This window comes from Dictyobacter vulcani (assembly GCF_008974265.1).
Lineage (GTDB): Bacteria > Chloroflexota > Ktedonobacteria > Ktedonobacterales > Ktedonobacteraceae > Dictyobacter > Dictyobacter vulcani.
The window spans coordinates 2,156,228-2,177,549 of sequence record NZ_BKZW01000001.1; the positions used below are offsets into that span (position 1 = coordinate 2,156,228).

Here is a 21,322-nt window from a genome sequence, read left to right on the forward strand (position 1 = left end):
TTAAGTGTGATGTAAAATTGTGCGCCTTGCGCACAATTTTACATCACACTTAAAAGAAGTATGGGCGCTTTAGCGCCCGAGTGTGGCTGGCTGCACGCTTCCCGATCAGAGTAGGAATCAAACACTCTCAATGAGGGGTCTGCAGCCGCGAGCATTAGTACCTATGTATTGGGACTTGTGGGGGATAAGGACAATAACTGATTTATCTCTATTTCTATGTTTCAAGCTGTTTCATCTTTTTGTGGCAATGATCTCACTAGCTCATTGAGGCGTGCAAAGCTATTATGCGGGCTTTATTTCTCTTTGAGTTGTCTTGTAATATATATGTATCTATATTATACTTGGTCCAGATTTCAAGCTTTTCCAGGGATATATTTCTTATTCAATTCTCTAGAATGAAGCGCCATTGAAAATCGTCATGCACCATCCACCTTACTACATATACTCAATTCAGAGCCTTACTGCACTCACACTATTGAGTGGCGTGCTATCCAATTTATGCATTGATTACATATAAAAAATATATATAACAAAGAAAGTATTTGATATAAGTGAGGCAAAGGCGGTATTATAATGAAAACGGAGAGCGAACAACTCTGGTATACCTGGTCTGCGGAGGGGGCCGGGAGCATGGGATTCAAGATTCGTGCGGCCTCACCAGGTTTGATAGCAGAAAATAACGCGGTTAATCTCGATGATGAGCGTATCCAGGCGTTTCTTAAACATGCGCGCTATGTGCTCCCTCAAAACACAAAGGATTCAGGAGATATGCCTTTTCCTCAGGCACCTATCTCACTGGCTTTTGTAAAAGTTCAGCACGAGTATATTTTACTGCAAAAAAGTTATTCTACATCCGATGGAACAGGTCGGTCTGGCAATTTTTTTACTCATCTAGTAAGCGATCTACCTGACATTCCCTCGTCAGCGGGCATGTTGCCCTTTACGGCACGTGAGGCCATTTCGGTCTGGGGCTCAGCCTATTGGAAGATGCGCGATGAACTGGATGCTGAGCAGTTCGAGCTGCCAAGAATAACCTTTCCCACTCTACAGGAACCAGGCCCGACAACGGAAAACAGCGAGAAGGTACGTGGTGGGAGCCTGGATCGAGATGCCTTAAAGAAAGTGTCTCGCGAGCAGTTAGAATTTATCCTGCGTGCCTTTTTGATGCATCAGCCCGGACAAAGGATCTATCTTGCCGCGGAACCAGAAGTGGTGGCGACATTGGTGTGGGGCCTGACCCATAGTTTGCCACGTACCCTCAATATTTTCAGTAATCTAACCTTCAGTACATATGAACGGCTCGATGCTGAACGTGTGGCACCTCTCTATGGCAAGCGCGTAGAGACACATAACTATCCAACGATTACAGGTACCTGCTGGCCCTCCTCCTCTACAGGTGATCTTCCGGCCGCCTGCTATCAGGATCAAGGCATCCATGGCTATGCATTGAATAGCTATAGTGGTCGAAGCACGCCTCTCCTGCCAGATGGGGTGATGGCCCGCTTTGTCCTTTTTGCTGTGGATTGCTTGCTCGATGAAAATAATCACAGCTACCAGGAGCTCACCGATATACTGCAACAGGCGGAGCAGGAGCACTGTCAGGAGCTGGCGCATTTTATGCGCATTTATCTTTCCTATCAGGAAACGCTCTCCCAGAATGATGTACAGGAACTCATACAAATAGTCAAGCAGCGGTTGGATGATATTGTTGATCAAGAAAAAAGCTTGCTCGCTGATCTTGAACGGCTCAGGCGTCCAAATGTGCAGCGCTCTATCGTGCAGTGGATTGCTCGTAACCGGAGCTGGTGGGAAAATATTTGTCGGCAGGATCTGGTGGCTTTTTTTGCTTGCCTGGATAAATATGCCAATTATCCTCTCCCATCTAATATTCAGCATGTCATCGATACCCTGTATGCTACCATGACGGAACTGGGCTCACTGGTGGCGCGGCAGGTGAATGAAGCAATCAGCAACAATACCCTGGACTCAATGTATTTCTGGATGGATATGCTAGATCTGACGGCCCCACTCCATCAGGGTGGGGATATCTGGTTGACGCTGGTACAAGGCCTGAAGGCGGAGGAACTGGATACGCCGATCTTCCAGCCCTGGTGGCAGATTAAAGGTGAGCGCATCTTTATTGCCATCCATCAAACACACAAACGCTCTGGCAATGCAGAACTAGCCACAGCACTGACACCGTTTGGCAAAATAGTGGCGGATAAGATGCTGGCAGCAATTCACGCAGAAGATCGCTGGGGGATTGATAACTGGCAGGAGAAGTTGATCAAGGTTGCACCACCGCGTGAAGAACCGGCGGTCTGGCTCTATTTGTTTGAAAACTTGATCACCAATACCTATAATTCCCTGTACTGGGAGTGGTGGAATGCCTATGGCCGACATGGAGCAGAGGGACTTGGTGTGCTAGGGACTCAGGATACCACGGTCAGGCAGCAGCTCGAAGTATTAGGGGATCTGTTGATCAGCAACATTGTCGCCGTGTTGAAGCAGGAAGATCAGCTCAAAGGCATCCAGTCCTCGACTAGCTGGCCTATCTGGTCACTCTGGAATGAGATGCTCTCGGCAATGATCTCCCTGACGAAAGCCGAGGTCAGTGTCTGCAGCATCTGGCTGGACCTGTGGGGCAATCTCTGGCCGTATATTTTTACTCCTACCTATGAACAGTGGTGGCAACGACAGGGTAGCGAGGTCGCCAATGTGATCCGCCAGTGCGCGGAAAGCCAGCCACAAAGCAGTGTGGCGGAGAATCTTTCTCTCTTTATCTTTGAGTCTATTTTACCTCTGACCTATGACCAGATTGATCTAGTACTGGAACAGGAAGAGGAGCAGGCGTTAAAGGATCCGCGCAATCATCTATTTATCTTGCTGCGGGTACTCCTCAACGCGACCCCCAGACAGCATCAGGAAGCAATCTGGCTGGATACGGAAGGCGGTTTACTGGAATATTTAAGCCAGACGATTCAGATTACCGTTGACGATTTTTATCCCTGGGAAATGCACCGCATCTTGCTGGAAGCCTGGGCTCAGGTGAAAGCGCTACAAACGCATCCCGCTCTCTCTCCCTGGCTCAATGTTTCCTGGGGAAGCATTGGACGACTGATTGATAACGAACATATACCCGCTGGCTGGCGCAAGATAGCCATCGAAAGCGTCTTACTGGCACCAATCACTCTGACTGGTCCCCAGCTCAAACATTTACTCTCGACCAACCAGCGCTGGCATATTTTTGAACCCGTCCTGCAAAGCTCCATCCAAAAAACAGAGACGGCTCCAGTCGTGATGAATTTCTTCCGCCATCTCATCAAAATTCATTATCCCTATCTGACGGACGTGCTGAAAAGTCTGTTACTGGCCAGCAGTCATTTGCCCGAGACGGTCAAAGAGTTGCTAAGCCTGCTTCAGTTGAGCGCTGATGAGCTGGCGGACTTTTTAGAACAGGGCGGACAGATCCTGCTCCAGGAAGCTGATTGGCCAGAATCTTTTATGCCACTTATTTTTGATTATCTCACGGGTCTGGACGCCAGGCGGCTGGAGCAATCCGCCACAAAAAATTTCCTCCAGGAACTGCAACAGCACGAGCAGATCGCCATCCAGCCACTGGACGCGAGCTTAATCAGCTATGTGCATGGCTGGCTCTATATTGAAGAGTTGCTGGCACAACCAGATAGTAGTAAGCAGTGGCTACGGCAGGCCAGATCCAGCTTGAGTGAGATGCTCGACCTCAAACCTGACGCCCGCAACGCATTGAGTAATCTCCTCTGGCCTATCCTGGTCGCTCATCTGACCAGTGAGCTTGATCTTGCCCGCGTACTGGATAATCTCAGCGCAGTTCTGACCGGTACACCATTAGAGCAGGCTGATACGGAAACTGGCACCAGCCTGCTGCTGGCTATGGCTCCGCATGTCCATGCCTGCTATCTGCAACACCAGAACGTGAGTCGCCTGATACCCTATCTGAAAGTGGCCCTTGAACATGCCCAGGAGATCCTGTATCCCGACAATGAAGCCTTCCTGGAAAATTTTTATCAGCACCTGTTTGGTGAAACCGATTTCAATGTCTATAAGCAAATCACGCTTCATAGCGCTCTCTGGCCTGCCGAGTTTAGAGATAACTGGCAAAACTATGCGCAACAGCAGCATGGCAAATATATTGAACAGACGCTGGCAAACTTTCAAGCGGCCATTCAGGGCAGGGATGTTGAGGAGATTACCCGGACGTATCAACAGGTGCTGAAAGAGGTCGAGTATCCAGGTACGCGCGTCAATCAGCAGGAACGGGATATCGCTCTGCTCGCTGGTGATATTGTCAGTGCTTACAAACTACAGGACCAGGCAGCGCTCCAGCAGGCGCATCAGGAAGTTCAGCGCTCGCAGTATAAAGAATATATTCTCTATACGCCAGAGATCGAGCATACCATTGCCAATCTGCCAGAAGTGCTGGTGCCAAAAGCTAAAACGACCCGGCCGCTCCTCAAGCATCGCAATTCCCAGATGCTCTCAAAGATCGCGGGCCAGCCTAATGCGGATATCCTCAAGGCTCTCGAACAGTCAGTGCAAGAAACCAATGCACGCACGAGCATCGGGACGGTTCAGTCCAAATCTATTATGCTTGATCAGCTCAATAAGATGCATGCGCTCAAACGACTGTATATTGGCTATAGGATCAGCATCCTTGAGCAAAAAATCAAGACGGTCCCCTGGAATAGTAAAGATAAGACCTATTTCAAGAAAGAGAAAAAGGATCTTCAGGAGTGGTATCGACAAAACGATCAGTTCTTACGCCAGAGATCGCTGATTGATCTGATCGATAATGTCTTTATTAACGCCGGCATTGAGTCCAGAATCAAGCAGGGCCAGTGTAGTATCGATGAGTTCTTGCTTGAGCCACGGGTATTAGAGCAGTTCCGTCAGTTTGAGCCAGAAGCTTATGATGCATTGATTAAAATGCATAATTTCTCGGAGACCGATGTCAAGCAGGTTTTGCGTATCTTCCGCCGCCGTGAGCAGTTTGCGGAACGGTTGCTTAAAGAACGCGACGATCTGGACAACTGGTTAGAGGACAGAAAAAAGCAGTATAAAGATCAGATCAAAATTGATACTGGCTGGTAAGCCAGTATGTACATCCTGGAGCAAACCAGACAAAAAGGCCCCGATGGTGACCACCGAGGGCCTTTTTGTCTGGTTGTTTATTCCACAAAGTATCTGTAAATATTGTATACTCGCAGCAAGAGTACAGTAAACAGCACAGGTTAGAATGACGCGATCCTATAGCTGAAAGAGCAGTATAAAAGAGCACCATAAATGAATATACTCAGAACCCAGATGAACACTTTTTTCACATCTCTACCAGATGGCGTTATCATCTGTGATCAAGCAGAACGAATTCAGCAGATAAATCCAGCGGCACTGGCCCTTTTTGAAATACCTGCTGATGAGTCATATCGTGGTATGCCTTATCAGGATTTTCTTCACCTTTATCAGGCACGATCCCCCAACAAGGAACGGGTTATAGAGGCACTTGATCAAGAAGTGGGCAATGCCCATCAGCACCACCCTCCATTTAAAGAGTGCCTGCTCTTCACGCTACCATCCGAACGCGATGTGTGCGTCAATGTCAGTAGCGCCGACTTGCCAGATGAACAGGATCAAGCGATTGGCACAGTCTATCTGTTTCATGATTTGACGGACATCTATGAGACGGCTAGCATTTCCGCTAAGGCAAATACCGCCATCTTTACACTGATCAAGGCGATTGCCAGTATTCATGACTGTATCTATCGGCCGTCCAGCGAGGATAATCTGCTCCTACCGGCGTCGATAAATATTGTTGGTCAGCAGATGACCGATCTGATCAGCCAGCTCCTCAAGACTCAGGCGGTCTTACTGATGTCCTTTGGACCGCCGGATAGGCATATCCATTATGTGGCTGTGAGTGGCCTTTCGGATGAACAGGCCCGAGAGCGTAAAGAACAGAGCGGACGCTATACCCTGACAGATTTTCTGGATCAGGACGATATTGAGCTGCTCAAAGCCAATCACAGTGTCTACCTGGAACGGGAAAAGCAGCGCAGTCCGTTTCCTCTATTCAATCCAAAGGCTAAATACATCACCTGGATTCCCTTGTTTACGCAGTCACAACTGGTTGGAATCCTGATTATTGCGAAAGAGCAGGCTTATACGCAGGCCGAAATAGATTTGATTAATGCGGTGGCAACACTGACAACGATGATTATTGAGTGTGTAAAGCTTATCGTTGGTTTCAAAGAAGGCAATACAGAAGAAGTTGTCCTGCAAGAAACAAATCAGATTATCAATGAATTTTTGAATCTGGCCAGCCATGAGCTACGAACGCCACTGACGGTAACTATGGGCAATATACAACTGGCACTCAGGCGGTTGGAGAAACTGAGAGGCCAGCTGGCCGAGCATCCTGGTTTGCTGAGTAAGGAGATCGAGCGGGTGCAAAATCCTTTGGAGTATGCAACCGAAAGCACACGCTTGCATGAACGTATGATCAGCAATATCGTCGATGATTCACGCATCCAGGCCAATGAATTAGAGCTGCATATAAAATCCTGTGATCTCATCCATCTGGTACAATCGGTAACCCATAAATATCAGCAGCGCCATCCCAAACAGAGCATTGAGATTGTGATTGATCCGCCAGCAACACACATAGAACTGATGGCAGATGTTAAGCGCATCAAACAGGTAATCCATACCTATCTGAAAAATGCGATTCAACATTCTCCACAGCATCATCCTGTCACGATACGCATTCAACCGGAACAGCAACAGGTAACGGTCTTTGTCCATGACGATGGGCCAGGCGTGCCGCTCGAAGACCAGCAGCACATCTGGAATCGCTTCTATCGCACCAAGGGAACGGGACTCCAGAACGAACTCGATCTGAGCCAGGGACTCAGCCTCTATCTCTGCCAGGCCCTGGTCCATCTGCATCATGGTATGGTTGGCGTCGAAAGCAATCCTGGTGAGGGAGAAACGTTCTGGTTCTCATTACCACTGCCACCCACCGAAGCAGGATCAGAGACCGATTCCGAAGCCTCGTAAGATCATCTGGAGGGCGATCAGGGCCATAACTGGAATGAAGATGAGGCGTAGCATTTTGTTACTCAGATACGTGAGCAGGCGTGCACCTACAAAGGCTCCGGCCAGGACACCCAGTGCGACTGGAGCCGCGACCAGGGGCAGGATGTCGCCACGGGAAAAATAGATGCCCGCGCTGGCGGCGGCGGTCACACCGATCATGAAATTACTGGTGGTCGTTGAGACCTTCATCGGCAAGCGCATAATCGTATCCATGGCCAGCACTTTAAAGGTTCCGCTACCGATACCCAGCAGTCCTGAGATCAGACCGGCCACATACATCATCGCAAAGCCAGACGAGGTTCTGGTAACCTGGTAATCAACGGTTTTTCCCAGATGGTGATCAGGATAACTACTGGCCAGTTGTAGCCTGGTAGCCAGACGATCATTATGGACTCCCTGCGGCAACTCTTCGCCCAGCTTAAAGATGATCGGCGCGACCGAGATCAAGAGGATGACACCAAAGATAATAAACAGGAGCTGCGGTGCCAGGAAACCAGCCACAAAGGCTCCGCTGATCGCTCCCGCCGTAGTGGCAATCTCTAGAAACATGCCAATACGTATATTCGAAAGATGATCGCGCACATAGGCAGCAGCGGCTCCACTGGAGGTCGCAATCACGGCCACGATACTGGCTCCGATGGCGTATTGAATGGGCAGCCCAAAGGCCAGCGTCAAAAGGGGTACAATCAGGACACCACCACCCAGACCAACCAGAGAACCAAGCACACCGGCCAGCACAGAGCCAGCAAACAATCCCAGCATAGCTAACAAAGAAAGATCCATTATGCGCCTCCTTTTCCCAGCAAGAAGCTCAACAGCAGAATAAGCAGCACAATGGTAGAGATTACCGTAAACTTGCGATTATGCTCAAGTGCAAATGCAAGAATAGAGATAGCAACCCGTACAACAGGAGTAGCGATCAAGATAATCAGTCCCAGCGCAATAATCGCAGCTGGCTGGAGAAGGAGCACACCTTGAAAGACTTGCACCAGCGTATGCGGCATCAGTGTCGTCTGCTGCCGACCAGCGGGATGAAGAAAGTAGAGTCCCATGCCCAGGACAATAATCACTGAGCTAAGAACTACTCCCACCTGAAGCACCCAGCCAATCACAGCGGTCAAACCCGCATCTTCGGCATGCTGGTGATCATTCATTACAGGAGGCACAGCCATAAGATCATGTGTATCAGGATACGTATTTTTCTGCATAATTTTATATTGCTCACATAAGATATTGGGGAAAGACATGGCAAGCATGAACATATTCCGTGTTTCGACCCTCGATAAGAGTATAGATGATATTAATCCATAATTCCAATGAATATATTTGATTGTAAGCATAAAAAAAAGGAATGAATTACATGGGGCAGTGCGCTTTCAGCCGAGAAAAGCACACTGCCGGACAGCAATTATATTGAGAATAGCGGGATGAGCAGACCGGCCAGCAGAGCGGTGCGTTGCGGAATGGGAGAGAGCAAGATATATTCGTTCGAGGTATGGGCTCCTCCGCCTATTGCACCCAGAGCATCAATCGTGGGACAACCTTCGTTGGCAGTATTACAACAATCTGAGGCTCCTCCTCTGATCTCAGGATCAAATGGTACATGGAGCAGTTGTTCAGCCAGGGTTTGTACATGGGCGGCCAGAATGAGGCTCTGCTCGGTTGCAACCATGGGTACCATGCTATTTGGGGCCGGCTCAAGCGTGAGTTTGACGCCGGACACGAGTTGCTGCTGGAGCAGTTCGTACCAGCGCTGCTCGGCATCCACGCGATCTTCTGGCCGCAGAAAGCGCAGGTCAAAAGCTATTTCTGCATAGTCAGAAACAATATTGGGTAGTGAACCGCCTTTAATAGGACCAGCATTGATGGTAAAGCCTTCACGCCAGCCCATAAAGCTCTGGGCCTGCACAATCTGATGCGCCAGTTCCAGGACCGCGTTACGGCCACGCTCAGGATTGCTACCCGCGTGGGCCGCCAGTCCTTCAGCGATCAAACGATAGTGGGCGCAACCTTTACGGCGTGTCACCACGTTCCCAATCGAGCGCGCTCCCTCCAGGCCCAGCACATACGGATGCTCATCACGGGCCAGTTGCCTGATAAAGTCCACGTGATAGCGGGAAGAAATCTCTTCATCCGAGACAGATAAGAAAAAGATCCGCGAAAAATTTTGATACTGCTGTTGCTGAAGAAGCTCTAACGCATAGATTCCCTGAAGCAGGCCAGCCTTCATATCCACTGTACCTGGAGCATACAGTTTGTCGCCCTCGATACGTATCTGTCCAATCGCTGAACCAACGGGATGGACAGTATCGTGGTGACCAATTAATAAACAAGCCGGAGCCGCAGGATTGGTGCCGGTCAGACTGCCCAGAATGGCATTGCCACGCGGATGCTCTATGATCGAGGTCTGCATGCCCACACGCTGCAACAACACAGCCAATGCATCCGCCATCGCATCCAGACCAACTTTATGATCTGACGGAGAATCTATGCGGCACAAGGTGTGAAGATCCTGCAAAAAACGCGGCATGACCTTTTCCATATAGCTCACACCACTGACCACAAGATCCTCAACTACATCCTGCTGCTCTTCTGGATTAAACTCCATCTGCTTTCTCCAATCACTGAAAGTGTGCCTGAGGTTCACACTGATCGGGATAGTCACCCTTCGCCACACTCGGGCACTAAAGTGCCCATGCTTCTTTTTTGTGGTGGTGGAAAATGATGCGTAATGCGCATCATTTTCCACCACCACAAAACCAATGTGTTCGCGCCTGCGGCGCGAAAGCACAACGGGACTGATCCTGGAACTCTTGGTGATCAGACACTCTCTCTGGAACTCTTGGTGATCAGACACTCTCTCTGGAACGTCTACAAAGCCAACACACCCAGGGATGCGTAGCCGTATAAGTAGTATACGTATACACAGCCAAAAGAGGGATAGGGGGCCCGTTCTTGGGGAAGCGTTTTCTCGGGGGATGGTGGAGGGACATCCACATAGATGAGATACCAAAGCGGGGATGCTATATGCGTTGTTGGTGGCAACTGTGTGATATATAATGGAGTAAAATAATACAATTTGAAACATTTTCCTCCAGGGAAGGGGGATCGTGGTATGTCTATCTCGCTAAGCGGAAAACGCTGTGAAACTTGGCCTTCCTGGATGGTTCTCAGGGTGTTTCGGTGGTATGGTCGGTATGTTCTCCTGCGTCTCCACTTTCCTGATCTCGTAAGAGAGAGGAGCAAGCAATATCGATGAATAAGGCAAATACTGAACCCTTTTCGACTCCGATTACACTGGACCGCGATCTGTTTATGCGACGGCTGATTGCCAGCCTGGGACATCTGAATGAAGGTATTCTCGGTAGTGAATTGACGGGCGCATATATCCTCAATGTTGGTCTCTCGATGGGGGCCGCCATCGAGGAAGAGCAATGAAGGGGCGCATCCTAGTGGTAGATGATGATGTGGGTATTCAGGAATGCTTACAAATTGTCCTTGAGACAGAGGGCTATGAAGTATTCATCGCCAGGGATGGGATGCAGGCACTAGAAATGCTGGACGCGACTACGCCCGACCTGATCATCCTCGACCTGATGATGCCACGCATGAATGGCTATGAATTTGTCAAAACCCTGGAGCAACAGGGGCGTCACGCGCATCTGCCGATCATTCTGCTGACAGCAGATCCGCATGTCCGCAAACAAGCCTCCCAAATGGCAGTTGATGCCTACCTCATGAAACCATTTGAACTGCTCGATCTCTTAGATACCGTTGAAAAAACCCTCCCCTGAGCATGTAGTAGATATGTTTACAAGCAGTCTTCTGGATATATATTGGCTATCTATGTATGAGCTTTGCGGCTGCGCATATAATTATTTGTGCATATAAAACAATTCAAGGTACGGTCGCAGCGGCTAGCTGCGCTCACACGATTGCAAGGTAGGGCTGGTCGCTGCGATCAGTTCGCGTAAGCCATGTCCCCCAAACATGAGGGCAAGCGCATCCAGCCACGCTCAGCGTGTGCCTTCGCGTACGCCAACAGGCCGCGCTGGTCGCTGCGGCCGGGACGACAGGTCTCCCCATCTCGATCAGAATGCGCTTCACCGAAAAATATTGGGCTTTGTGGGGTTCGCACTCGTCTCGGGTAGCTACTTACTGCTGTTACGTTTCTTCCTTGCGCGCTCAAAGACCACTGCTGATCAGAAAAAGAAGAGGTAAGACGCATTCCGGTAGAGCAGAGCAGCAGCGAGCGCGGCCGGGACGAATGGGTACCCGGCCACGCTGGCGGTTAATAGGTCTGGCGGTTGCGAATGAATAAGGCAAGACAAAAAAGAAAAAGGACGAAACATACGAGAAATACTAAGTAGAGGAGAGGAATCCTCAGACGCTCTATTTCAGACACCCACAGGATGGCGATGGCTAAGAGCAAGCAGCACAAAGCCGCAATCAGCCAGAGATATGGTCGTCTATGCTTCTGCATCATATCAACTCCCGCATTTATGATAACTCCCAGCTTTTATACGTGGCAAAAGAGGTAATTCGGGAGCTAAGAAATCACGAGCATGGAGACGCTAGCCGCAAGGCGACCTCGATGTGTGTTTACCGCTTATTGGGATTGCTTCTGAGTCCAACGCAACAGCAAAAGAGAAATGATGCTAACAACACAATAGAGGACAACATTTACATAGCCGAGTATACCTCGGTTATACCATATAGTTACAAAAAGCTGCACTACTGAAAAGTAAAAGAATGTGACACTAACAAACACCCAGGGATGCATTTGTTTGAGTTTCCTCATCATTTCATTTACCTCATTTTTCGTCATCATGCCCTATATGTAAGACGTCTGGTGCTTGAATTTATAAATAGAAAAACGTACCCCACGAAATCAGTAACACGTGGGGTGCAAAATACCTGCTCTTCTTCTCGTTTTTCTTTTTATCTATCAGGGGACATGCAATGATCGCAGTCGTCGATCGGTTTGGCCTGCGTTTAAAATAAAATCCGTTGGCACCACAGCATTTTTGATTATTGCAAAGCGGTAACGTTCTATTTACTAGAATATGTTTTAATTGACGTTTAGACTAAAAAGTTCTACCAGAACTCCATGAGAAGTTCCGTTCAAAGAAAGACGATGAATCAATGCGTCATCTCTGCCATCAGGATGGTACAATTTGAGGCAACTTTGGCTTTTTGCGAATGATGGGAAAACGTGGTGCTTTGCCAACTTTTGCTCCTTTCATCCGGCCTTTCGATTTTCCGCGTGGTTGTGGTGGCCGGGCAGGAGTGCCCAAACGTGCCAACAATTTGTGCATCCCGCGCCGCACCTGTTGGGGGGTTGGCTTGCGCTGTTTGCTTTCCCATGGTCGCCGTTCTGCTTCAACCACGTCACGAGCCAAGACCAGATGATTGTGCGCGATCGCCACAATATGGCTCCATCGCTCAAACTGTTCTGGGGTCCGCAAACGTGGTTGTTCCCACAACAAGCATTGCTTGTCAAAACGATAGCCATGCTCTTGCCCAAAGCGCAGCACATAGCCCAGTGCAATCTGGGTGACATCAGCTTCTTGATCCCCAATCCACACAAACCAGCTCACGCGTGGATCACGCTCTTTGTTGGTCGCATGAGGTCGCACCACCCGCAAAACGGTGACGTCCAGGTAGCGTGCCTGCTTGACATGCATGTGTTTCCACCAGGTGACTTCCACCGGACGCTCTTTCTCATCGGTACCTTTCCATACTCCATCTGGATCCTGATGCGTTGCTGGATCTTTCGGTTGCAGTTTGTCACCATCTTTGCGTGGACATCCTTTTTTTCCTGTTGGAGGTGGCGCAGCTCGGTAGAAGCAGCGATTGCTTTTGAGACGACCCAACACCTCAACCTCCAATGCGCTACAACGACACCACAACCAGTTGGAATCATACCCCCGGTCCAATACAACAATGACCTGCTTGGGCAAATAGGGTACCACTTGCCTGAGCTGTTCTTCTGCGACTTCGATGGCGGTGGTCTGCGACGCCACCCGTTGTTGGTCCAGAATATAGGTCCAACTGCTCACTGGCTCTGCCAAAGCCACGACCGTCGAGAATTGCCACCCAAACGTGACTGGCTTCTTGCATTCTGGCAGATTATGCATATGTTGTGCCGTACGATCGGCCGACGTTACAGCAGCCGGGCGTGCAATCTTGCTGGCATCAATGCCAATCCAGAGCCACTTGCCCGCATCGGGTTTGGGCAGATAGCGTGCCAGAATCTCTCGCAGGCGCTTCTCATCGATACGCCCATCTTCAAACGCCTCATACAAACTAGCCCAGGTGCGTTCAAACAAGGGCGATTGCGAGATCTCTGGAAACGATGTCGCCTGTATTTCTGTCATCAGTCCATCAATTGTATTAAACAATGCATCCTTCGCTCGTGGAAAACAGTCATAGATGTCGTGACGAAATTGTCGCAATGTGTTACTGTTAGTCATGCAAGTAAAATTCCTTGTGTTGTAATTATAAGAAGAACTTTACTTGATCAGGCCGCCCGCCGCAAGGTGGGGGGCCTTTTTGTCTGATTTAGTCTAAACGTCAATTTTAACTTTCTTTAGAATAATTAAAAAAAGCTCTTTTACTGACCTATTGCCGGGACTGGTAAAAGAGCTTTTGATTGTCTTCTGGTCAGGGTTTGTATTGTAGAGTTAATGAGGGATGGGGCTGGGCGGACTCGAACCGCCGACGCACGGTGTCGGGTAAGAGGCCAGGTCTTTCGGTGAGTACGAAAGATGCCAACCTCTCCCCGCCGAACCGGACTTGCACCCTTTCAGCGCATCCGGCTCTCCAGGAATAATCTCTATTGTGACTATTAGCGTGGAACATAGGCCAACTGGGATAGGCGCAGGCTATCATAACTTCCTCCGTGTATCTTGCTGTGGCATGTTCTACAAACAGGTATCTGCTTACGATTTAATTTACGTAGTATCTGGTTGAAGCCAGTGGCTATCCTTTTTTCAGACAGTTTGCGAATATGGCGTATGTGGTGCATCTCGATCTGCTCATCGATTGCCGTTTTTCCACATATGCAACATGGCATACCTAGCTTTGACCGTGTACGCTGTCGTATGGCAGATCTTATCAGGTCAACCTCTGTATGTTTACCCTGATGGAACGCATCTCTCTTTTTGGTCCAATCCTGATTCAGATAGAAGGTGACTTTATGGGTTACCTTGCCATCTTTATCTTTGATAATGGTCGTAAAACCTTTACCGAAGCGCTTGAACACCTGGTTCACAGAGATCTGGTATTTACGGGCCAGGGTTCTGGCAAGCGAGATTTCTAGAATGTGCTGGACCATTATTAGCTGTGTCCAGTTATCGACAAATCGATAGTAGTTTTGTATACCTCGGTTTGTACTACTATACAAATTGACAATCTGATCCATATCTAGATAGATCCAACTTGTTTTGGCGATTGGTTTACCATCTGTAGTACAGAAGCCCTTTGCACTTAACCGTTGAATGAGTCTGGAGAGTGGGGCTGCCATATACGTCTCCCAGCCTGTGGAACGCCTTTTGAATTGCTTTCCCCACTTATTGACCGATGGCGTTACTTTCGGTTCCCCATCCCTACCCACTTGCAGTTGTGTACCAAGGAAGAACCCCGTTTCTGTTCTTGCATTCGTGATGCTGGTCTTTTCTTTTTGCAGGGTTAGTTTGAGCCGTGCCTGTAAAAATTGTGCGACCTGAGATTTGATCTCTTCAGCAAGTTGACGGTTTCCACATAAACCAATGATCCAATCGTCAGCATATCTTAAGTATTTAATCCGAATAAAATCCGGATCATTTACCATGGTACTTGGTAGAAGCCTCATGTGCTTTATAATTTGTTGAAACTCTGCGGTTTTGGTTTCACCTCTGGCAACCAGTAAGCTTTTGCGATTGGCAAGCCTATGATAGACAGGGTTAGACCGTTTCTTGTTTCCTTTTTCTAGTTTCATCTTTAGCTGATCAATAAACTCATCGAGTTCATGCAGATAGATATTTGCTAGAATAGGACTGAGAATTCCACCTTGTGGTGTTCCAACTAGACTATCTTTCCGGTTACCCTTAAGGTCCATATATCCTGCATGAAGAAGTTTGCGGATCAGGTTAAGAAAACGCTCATCTTTAATCTTCTTTTGTAAGATAGCCAAGAGCACATTATGATCTATTTCATCGAAGCAGGCTTGAATATCTCCTTCGATGTACCAGTTGACTGCTGACCACTTGCTACGGATCTCCCGTAAGGCTGTGTGACAACTGTGATCTATCCTGAAACCATGGCTGGCATCTGAGAAGAACGATCCAAGGGGGCTATCATAGATGGCAGATAAGATAATATACATCACTTCCTGCACCACTTTATCCCTGGCCGAAGGTATACCCAGTTTTCGCATTTTCCCGTTGGACTTAGGAATATACTGGATCCGCACGGGTTTGAATTGAAACTGCTCAGTACGCATATCCTGAATAATTTTCTGAATCACATTAATGGAATAACCATCGAGTGTTTCCGCATCTATACCAGGACTCATGTTTCCAGGTTTTGACTTAATGCGTTCGTAAGCAACTATATACAGATCTTCCTTGTACATTAGTCGATACAGATCTTTATTAGTCCACTGTTTGTTGCTATTTAGTTTTTGTAGAGTTTCCAATCTCTCCAGGGTCTCATGACTCATCCAAGTCAACCTCCATTGAGTGGAAAATCACTCCCTGTAACCCTTCCCCCTGTTACTAACGGTATTGCAGATATTTTGAGAGCAAAAAAAAGTGCGCCCGGAGAGATTTGAACTCTCGGCCACCCACTTAGGAGGCGGGTGCTCTATCCACTGAGCTACAGGCGCATGTTTTTGGATCTCGTTACTGCATGCCATTAATAGCATACATTGTGTTATCCCTCCGGTTAAAGAGGGCATTCGGGTACTATGGTTACTCCGTCGCCCTATTTCTCACGAAACGTAGGCGATCCCCAGGTTACATAAAAATCTTGGTTCGTACGTAGGTACCCAACTCGTCTTTCTCCCCATCCCTTATGGGTCAGTTCCGACAAAAGCTCTATAGGAATTCCTAAACGCTTCCCATAGTATCGGACTCAGGCATCGGTACTGTTCAGGCCTGAGGGTTACGGTTTAACCACCAGAACTTGGGTTTAAGCAATCCAGCCTTTACCATATACGACCTAACTGGCTGACCTCTGGCTTGTAGTACTCAAGCTTCACCAGCCTTTTCACACCATGCTATTGTCCCCCCATGCCTTTCGGATGAAGGTAAGGTGCTGTTTTAGTCACGTTGCTTTAGTGACATCGTCCTGCGACGATAAAGATTTTTATACCTCGCTGGGCGCACTTAGGAAACCGACGCTCTATCCACTGAGCTACAGCCCCGCTATCTCTTATGATAGCATATCCTTGACGTTCATTCAATCCTCTTGCAGAGCCTGTGAAAGAGTTGTCGCGTCATTTGTCGCCAGGCAATGATGAGATTTTACTGCCGGCACCGGTTATTTACGCGCTTTCCTGGCTTGATTAAACGCATGCACTTCTCGCCAGCGGGTGTAACTTCCAGCATAGGCCGGCGGATCTGTCGCGCCAGTATCTCTCATGCGTTGCACCTGTCGTAGTGGAATTTTGCCACGCTGACTGGCGATTCCGCGTGCAGAGCCGACGTAGCGCACAACGCGAGCGCTGAAACATAATCCTTCATCCCAGCGATCTCCCCAGCGAACTTTCCGATCCAGGGGATCAATTTGATAGACATGCCAGCCTTCTACTACCGCGTTCTCAATGATCGTATAATGCGGCACGTCACTGGACGTAAAATAGACATCACCCTTTCTAGGGGTCCCAAACGACTCTTGCATGGCATGGGCCCCTTTACGAAAAGAGATGCCCGTGAGAATAGTGCCAATATGTAGACGTTTGGGAGTGGCATGATACCATTTTTGTTTCATAAAGCTTCAGGCCTGATATGTATAAATCATCAGCTGGCGGTTGGGCTATCCACGGTCCCCGGTGAGTTGAAAGGCGGGGCGCAAACACGCACGCCTTCCAACTCGGAGGAATGAACATTTACTCTTCGCGGGCCTCGTGTGGGCTGTAGGTGGCGGCGGGATAGTACGCGGGCTGCGGGCGATTGCGTGCATCCAGGTTTTCGAGGACGCCACTCAGCTCGACCAGGCTCTGCTCGATCTCCTGCGATTGGCGCTGCAAGGAGCGGAGCTGGCCGGCCAGCTCATAAACCTGGCGATTCAAGGCTGCCACACTGACATCCTCATCATAGTAGCCTGGCAGGCTCACGGAGTTCGCTGGCCTGGCAGGCTCGGCGCGTTGCGGTCCGATGGGCAGGCCCTGGCCACTGGCAGGAACGGACGCGAGCGGACGCGAAGGACTCTCAGCGCGTGGCAGCTCGACAGTTGGAGCCGATGCGGCAGGAGTCACACGCTCCTCCTGCGCACGGGCAGGTTGCGCGGGAGCCGATTGGCCAGTGCCCGCGCCACGGGCCAGAAAAAAGGCCAGCAGCAGCGCGACAACAGCCACGGCAATAAGTCCACCAATAATAAGCATACTTCTTTACTCCTCTTCTCCCAATTGGCCGGACAGCCAGGGCAGTCCCATGGCGAACCGTGGCCGTCTGCGCGGATTAATGCACATGAATCGTCACCTCGGCACTCATGCCCGGCACCACATTATCGCCGCCAACGCCATCCAGGCTAATCACGACCGGGATGCGCTGCGCCACCTTGGTAAAGTTGCCACTGGCAGTATCGCTACTGGGCAGCAGCGAGAAGGAGCCGGCGGTCGCTGAGACAATATTCTGGACATGGCCTTTATAATTGTTACCACTAAATGCATCGATGGTCACATCCACATCCTGATTGACTTTGATATTGTTGATCTGCCCTTCATCAACATAGGCCATCACCGTCATATTGCTCAGGTCAGCCACCTGGGCCAGCGCGAGGCCGGGCGCAACCGCCTGCCCCTGGATAGCCGGCACCTGGACAATGGTACCCGCGATCGGGCTGGTCACATCCACCGTAGTCTTCGTGCCAGTCGGGGTCAGCGGATTCACCGTCAGCGAAGCAATAACCTGTCCCGCTGTCACTTTATCGCCCAGCTTGACGGACAGCGTAGTCAGTTCGCCAGCCTGCGGGCTACTGACATTGAGGATCTTGCCCGAGATCTGGGCATCATCGGTGCTATAGAAGTAGTAGTTCTCGTACCACCAGTAGCCCACACCCCCGATAACCGCCAGAACAGCAACCAGTAATAACAGGAAAACCAAAATTATTCGACGCATCGTGCGTTCACTCCTTTTATACCATACTGCAAATTGCTGCTATATACAGCACATGTGTTTGCTGAAAAATTGTACTCATAAGGACCAGAGCTCGCCTGGAGCTCCGGGATAGTGATTTAGACGGCCAGCAGTGCCTCTTCACGCGCCGCAGCCTCTTCATCCGTTAAGGGCTCCTGTTCAAGCGGCTGCTTTTTGCTCCGACCCGAACTGACAAAGAACGAGGCGATAATCGCCAGCACCGCCAGCACCAGGCTCAGCCAGAACGCATCCTGCATCGCCAGCACATACGACTGGCGCTGGACCAGGCCCGCGATCGTGCGCACAGCACTGGCATAGGCCGCACTCGTCGAAGCGCCCCGCGAGACGAACAGAGCCTGCAAACGCGGGATCAGTTGTCCCAGTGGGGAGTTGGCCGTGACGCGTTCAGCCAGATGGGCATAGTGCAGCCGCGTCTGGCTCTGCACCAGCGTCGCCACAATCGCCACCGCCAGCGAGCTCCCGACAAAGCGGAGCGTGGTACTGACCGCCGTCGCCTGCGCCAGCATGCGCGGCTGAATCTCGGCCAGCGCCGACACCATCAGCGGCTGGATACATAGTCCGATGCCAAAGCCACGCAGGATCAAGAGCCATTGGAACGAGGTATAGGGAATATAGAGATCCACATAAGCGAAGCGCCACATCGAAATGGCCGTCAGGACCAGGCCAGGAATGACCACGGCGCGTACACCAAAACGATCCACCAGCCGTCCACCAACGACGACCGCGATCATCGAGGCAAACGCCTGTGGCAAGAGCAGCAAGCCAGCCTGGAAGGCACTCAACTGACGCAGATTTTGCAGGTAGACCGGCACCAGGAAGAGTCCACCAAACAGCGTAAAGGTCACCAGCTGACTGGCAAAACTACTGGTAGAGAACGAGCGATTCGCAAACACGCGGATATCCAACAGAGGCTGCTTCTCATGTCGCGCACGATCCAGCTCGACATAGATAAACGCAGCCAGCAACAGCGCACCCGTGATCAGACAGCTCAACACCGTACCCGAAGTCCAGCCGTCCGTACTGGCCGAAGAAAGACCATAGAGCAGCAAGCCCAGTCCAGATGCCGAGAGCAAGAAACCAGGAAGATCAAAGCTGGTACGTGTAGTCACTGGCGCTTCGCGCAGGAAAATCGCCGCCAGGATCAAACCGAGGATGCCCAGCGGCAGATTGATATAGAAGATTAACTGCCAGCCGGCGAAGGTCACAATATAGCCGCCCAGCGTCGGACCAAAAGCCGGAGCCAGCAGGATCGGGATACCCAGTACACCCATCGCCGTACCACGCTCGGCAGGCGTGAACTCGCGATAGATCAGCGTAATCGCCAGCGGCGAAAGAAAGGCACCCGTCATACCCTGGATCAAACGAAACACAATCAGGACCGGCAAGCTCCAGGCCAGTCCACACAGAGCCGAGCCTAGCGTAAAACCCGCCAGGGAAAGCATATAGAAGCGCTTGATCCCAATACGATCCGACAGAAAAGCCGTCAGCGGGGTCGCCACACCCTGGGCCAGCGTATAGCCCGTCAGCACCCACTGCACACTATTGAGATCCGAGCCAAAAGCGCTCTGCAAGCGTGGAATCGCGATATTAACAATTGTGCTATCCAGAATACTCATAAAGATTCCAAACACCACCACGCACGCCACGATCCACTTATACGGTAATCCTCCCCGCCGTTCAACAGCAGGTGCAGCCATCTGCATAGTCAGAAACTCCTTCTGCCATACTCACCAATCGCACACATGCGGACATGCGATAAAGCCAGTATGTGATATTGCCACATGCATATAAAGCGATATAGCAAATAATCGAAACACAGCATCAGATTGTTTCAAGAGTTAGACGTAATCTTTGCAAACAAGCAAGTGACCAGGCGGTTGTCATTTGACTACTACGAGCTATTTTTGACTTGTGCAAAGATTTAATGACTATTCAGTCAATAAGTTACCAGAAGGTCAAAGCAAAGTCAAGGGATAGGAGGAGTTTTTTTTGTGTATGCACACACCCCGCCTTCGGCGGGAGAGAGAGGGGGAAGAATGGTGGGGTCTGTCATGCTCCCAGCATGCCTGCCCCACACCCCGGCAGGAGGGCCTCGCCGGCCCTCCTGCACCTCCCAGCTTATACCAGGCCTGCACACGGAGAGTGGGGGAAGAATGGTGGGCAGTGTCATGCCCACAGCAAGACGCCCCACCAGGATAGATCTGACGGGGCGTCTTGCGTAGGTGTTTGTTTTTATTCGCCGTAGGGCATTGAGGGGATGGATTGGTTGCGGTTGGCGAGGGGATGCGAGTTGTTTTTCTGGCTCTGCATATGCTCGATGACACCGCTCAGATGGATCAGGCCCTGCTCGATATCGCGGGACTGGCGCTGCAGGATATGCAACTGTCCTGCCAGCTCGTATAAGCGGCGATTTAACGAGGCCACATCATGTCCCGTTCGTGGGTTCGCCTGGTCCTGGCCCCAGTAGTCAGTTGGCTGCTCGAAAAGCATCGACTTAGGGCTGCTATTAATCTCAGGCATACCCATGGTACTATCCTGGCTGGCAGCAGCAAATGTAGCCTGCTCAGGAAAATCCAGTTGCTCATCCTGATTCTGACTCTGGTCTGGCTGTTTGAGTTCAGGTGCCGGTATTGTCGCCTTCTTATCAAGCTCTGGCTGCTGTACAGGCGCCTCTGGCTTCACGCTCGCGCTGGCCACCTTAGCCGGCTCCGCCTTCTTCTCACCACGTGCCAGGAAAAAAGCCCCCAGCAAGGCGAGAACCGCAATCGCAATCAGTCCTCCGGGAATCAACATTCTTTCTCTCCTTTATCACACATAGAACTGATGGA

Annotated in this window: 14 protein-coding genes and 1 tRNA gene; 4 read left to right on the forward strand and 11 right to left on the reverse strand. The window is 50.2% G+C overall.

All coding sequences use genetic code 11. The features are described 5' to 3' along the window. Positions 1-573: 573 nt before the first annotated feature. Both KDW_RS09090 and KDW_RS09095 read left to right on the forward strand, forming a co-directional pair. A complete protein-coding gene (locus KDW_RS09090; protein WP_151755663.1) occupies positions 574-5,130 on the forward strand; it encodes a GAP1-N2 domain-containing protein in 4,557 nt (1,518 codons plus the stop codon). 192 nt (positions 5,131-5,322) lie between these two features. Then, entirely contained in the window at positions 5,323-7,092 is a 1,770-nt protein-coding gene (locus KDW_RS09095; RefSeq protein ID WP_151755664.1) for a sensor histidine kinase, read from the forward strand. On the opposite strand, the gene KDW_RS09100 is transcribed toward KDW_RS09095, so the two are convergent. The 3 genes from KDW_RS09100 to KDW_RS09110 form a co-directional block, all read right to left on the reverse strand. Then, the gene (locus KDW_RS09100; RefSeq protein ID WP_151755665.1) at positions 7,066-7,914 is read right to left on the reverse strand and encodes a sulfite exporter TauE/SafE family protein; all 849 of its coding nucleotides are present in this window, start codon (positions 7,912-7,914) and stop codon (positions 7,066-7,068) included. The two genes, KDW_RS09095 and KDW_RS09100, sit on opposite strands and share 27 nt — an antisense overlap. After that, a complete protein-coding gene (locus tag KDW_RS09105) occupies positions 7,914-8,339 on the reverse strand; it encodes a DUF1634 domain-containing protein (RefSeq protein ID WP_162005076.1) in 426 nt (141 codons plus the stop codon). The genes KDW_RS09100 and KDW_RS09105 overlap by 1 nt, the downstream gene beginning before the upstream one ends. 200 nt (positions 8,340-8,539) lie before the next feature. After that, positions 8,540-9,739, reverse strand: a complete 1,200-nt coding sequence (locus tag KDW_RS09110; RefSeq protein ID WP_162005077.1) for a M20/M25/M40 family metallo-hydrolase — start codon at positions 9,737-9,739, stop codon at positions 8,540-8,542. A gap of 647 nt (positions 9,740-10,386) precedes the next feature. Between KDW_RS09110 and KDW_RS09115 the strand changes: the two genes are divergently transcribed. Both KDW_RS09115 and KDW_RS09120 read left to right on the forward strand, forming a co-directional pair. After that, the gene (locus KDW_RS09115; protein WP_151755668.1) at positions 10,387-10,569 is read left to right on the forward strand and encodes a hypothetical protein; all 183 of its coding nucleotides are present in this window, start codon (positions 10,387-10,389) and stop codon (positions 10,567-10,569) included. After that, on the forward strand, positions 10,566-10,925 hold the full coding sequence (locus KDW_RS09120; protein ID WP_198925228.1) for a response regulator: 360 nt from the start codon (positions 10,566-10,568) through the stop codon (positions 10,923-10,925). Before KDW_RS09115 ends, KDW_RS09120 begins: the two co-directional genes overlap by 4 nt. A gap of 1,368 nt (positions 10,926-12,293) precedes the next feature. Here KDW_RS09120 and KDW_RS09130 read toward each other — a convergent pair. The 8 genes from KDW_RS09130 to KDW_RS09165 all read right to left on the reverse strand — a co-directional run bounded on the left by KDW_RS09130 (position 12,294) and on the right by KDW_RS09165 (position 21,287). Then, complete coding sequence (locus KDW_RS09130; protein ID WP_151754673.1) at positions 12,294-13,607, reverse strand: NF041680 family putative transposase; 1,314 nt, start codon at positions 13,605-13,607, stop codon at positions 12,294-12,296. A 374-nt stretch (positions 13,608-13,981) separates the two neighbouring features. Further along, positions 13,982-15,835, reverse strand: a complete 1,854-nt coding sequence (locus tag KDW_RS09135) for a group II intron reverse transcriptase/maturase (RefSeq protein ID WP_151755670.1) — start codon at positions 15,833-15,835, stop codon at positions 13,982-13,984. A 92-nt stretch (positions 15,836-15,927) separates the two neighbouring features. Next, positions 15,928-16,000, reverse strand: a tRNA-Arg gene (locus KDW_RS09140). Positions 16,001-16,656: 656 nt separating this feature from the next. Next, positions 16,657-17,106, reverse strand: a complete 450-nt coding sequence (locus KDW_RS09145) for a hypothetical protein (protein ID WP_151755671.1) — start codon at positions 17,104-17,106, stop codon at positions 16,657-16,659. A gap of 118 nt (positions 17,107-17,224) precedes the next feature. Then, positions 17,225-17,719, reverse strand: a complete 495-nt coding sequence (locus KDW_RS09150; RefSeq protein ID WP_151755672.1) for a hypothetical protein — start codon at positions 17,717-17,719, stop codon at positions 17,225-17,227. 76 nt (positions 17,720-17,795) lie between these two features. Beyond that, entirely contained in the window at positions 17,796-18,455 is a 660-nt protein-coding gene (locus tag KDW_RS09155) for a biotin/lipoyl-containing protein (RefSeq protein WP_151755673.1), read from the reverse strand. 116 nt (positions 18,456-18,571) lie between these two features. After that, positions 18,572-20,197 carry an MDR family MFS transporter gene (locus KDW_RS09160; protein WP_151755674.1) on the reverse strand — a complete coding sequence of 542 codons (1,626 nt, stop codon included), beginning with the start codon at positions 20,195-20,197 and terminating at the stop codon, positions 18,572-18,574. Positions 20,198-20,726: 529 nt separating this feature from the next. Beyond that, positions 20,727-21,287 (reverse strand): hypothetical protein, encoded by a 561-nt coding sequence (locus KDW_RS09165; RefSeq protein WP_151755675.1) that lies wholly within the window; start codon positions 21,285-21,287, stop codon positions 20,727-20,729. Positions 21,288-21,322: the final 35 nt, after the last annotated feature.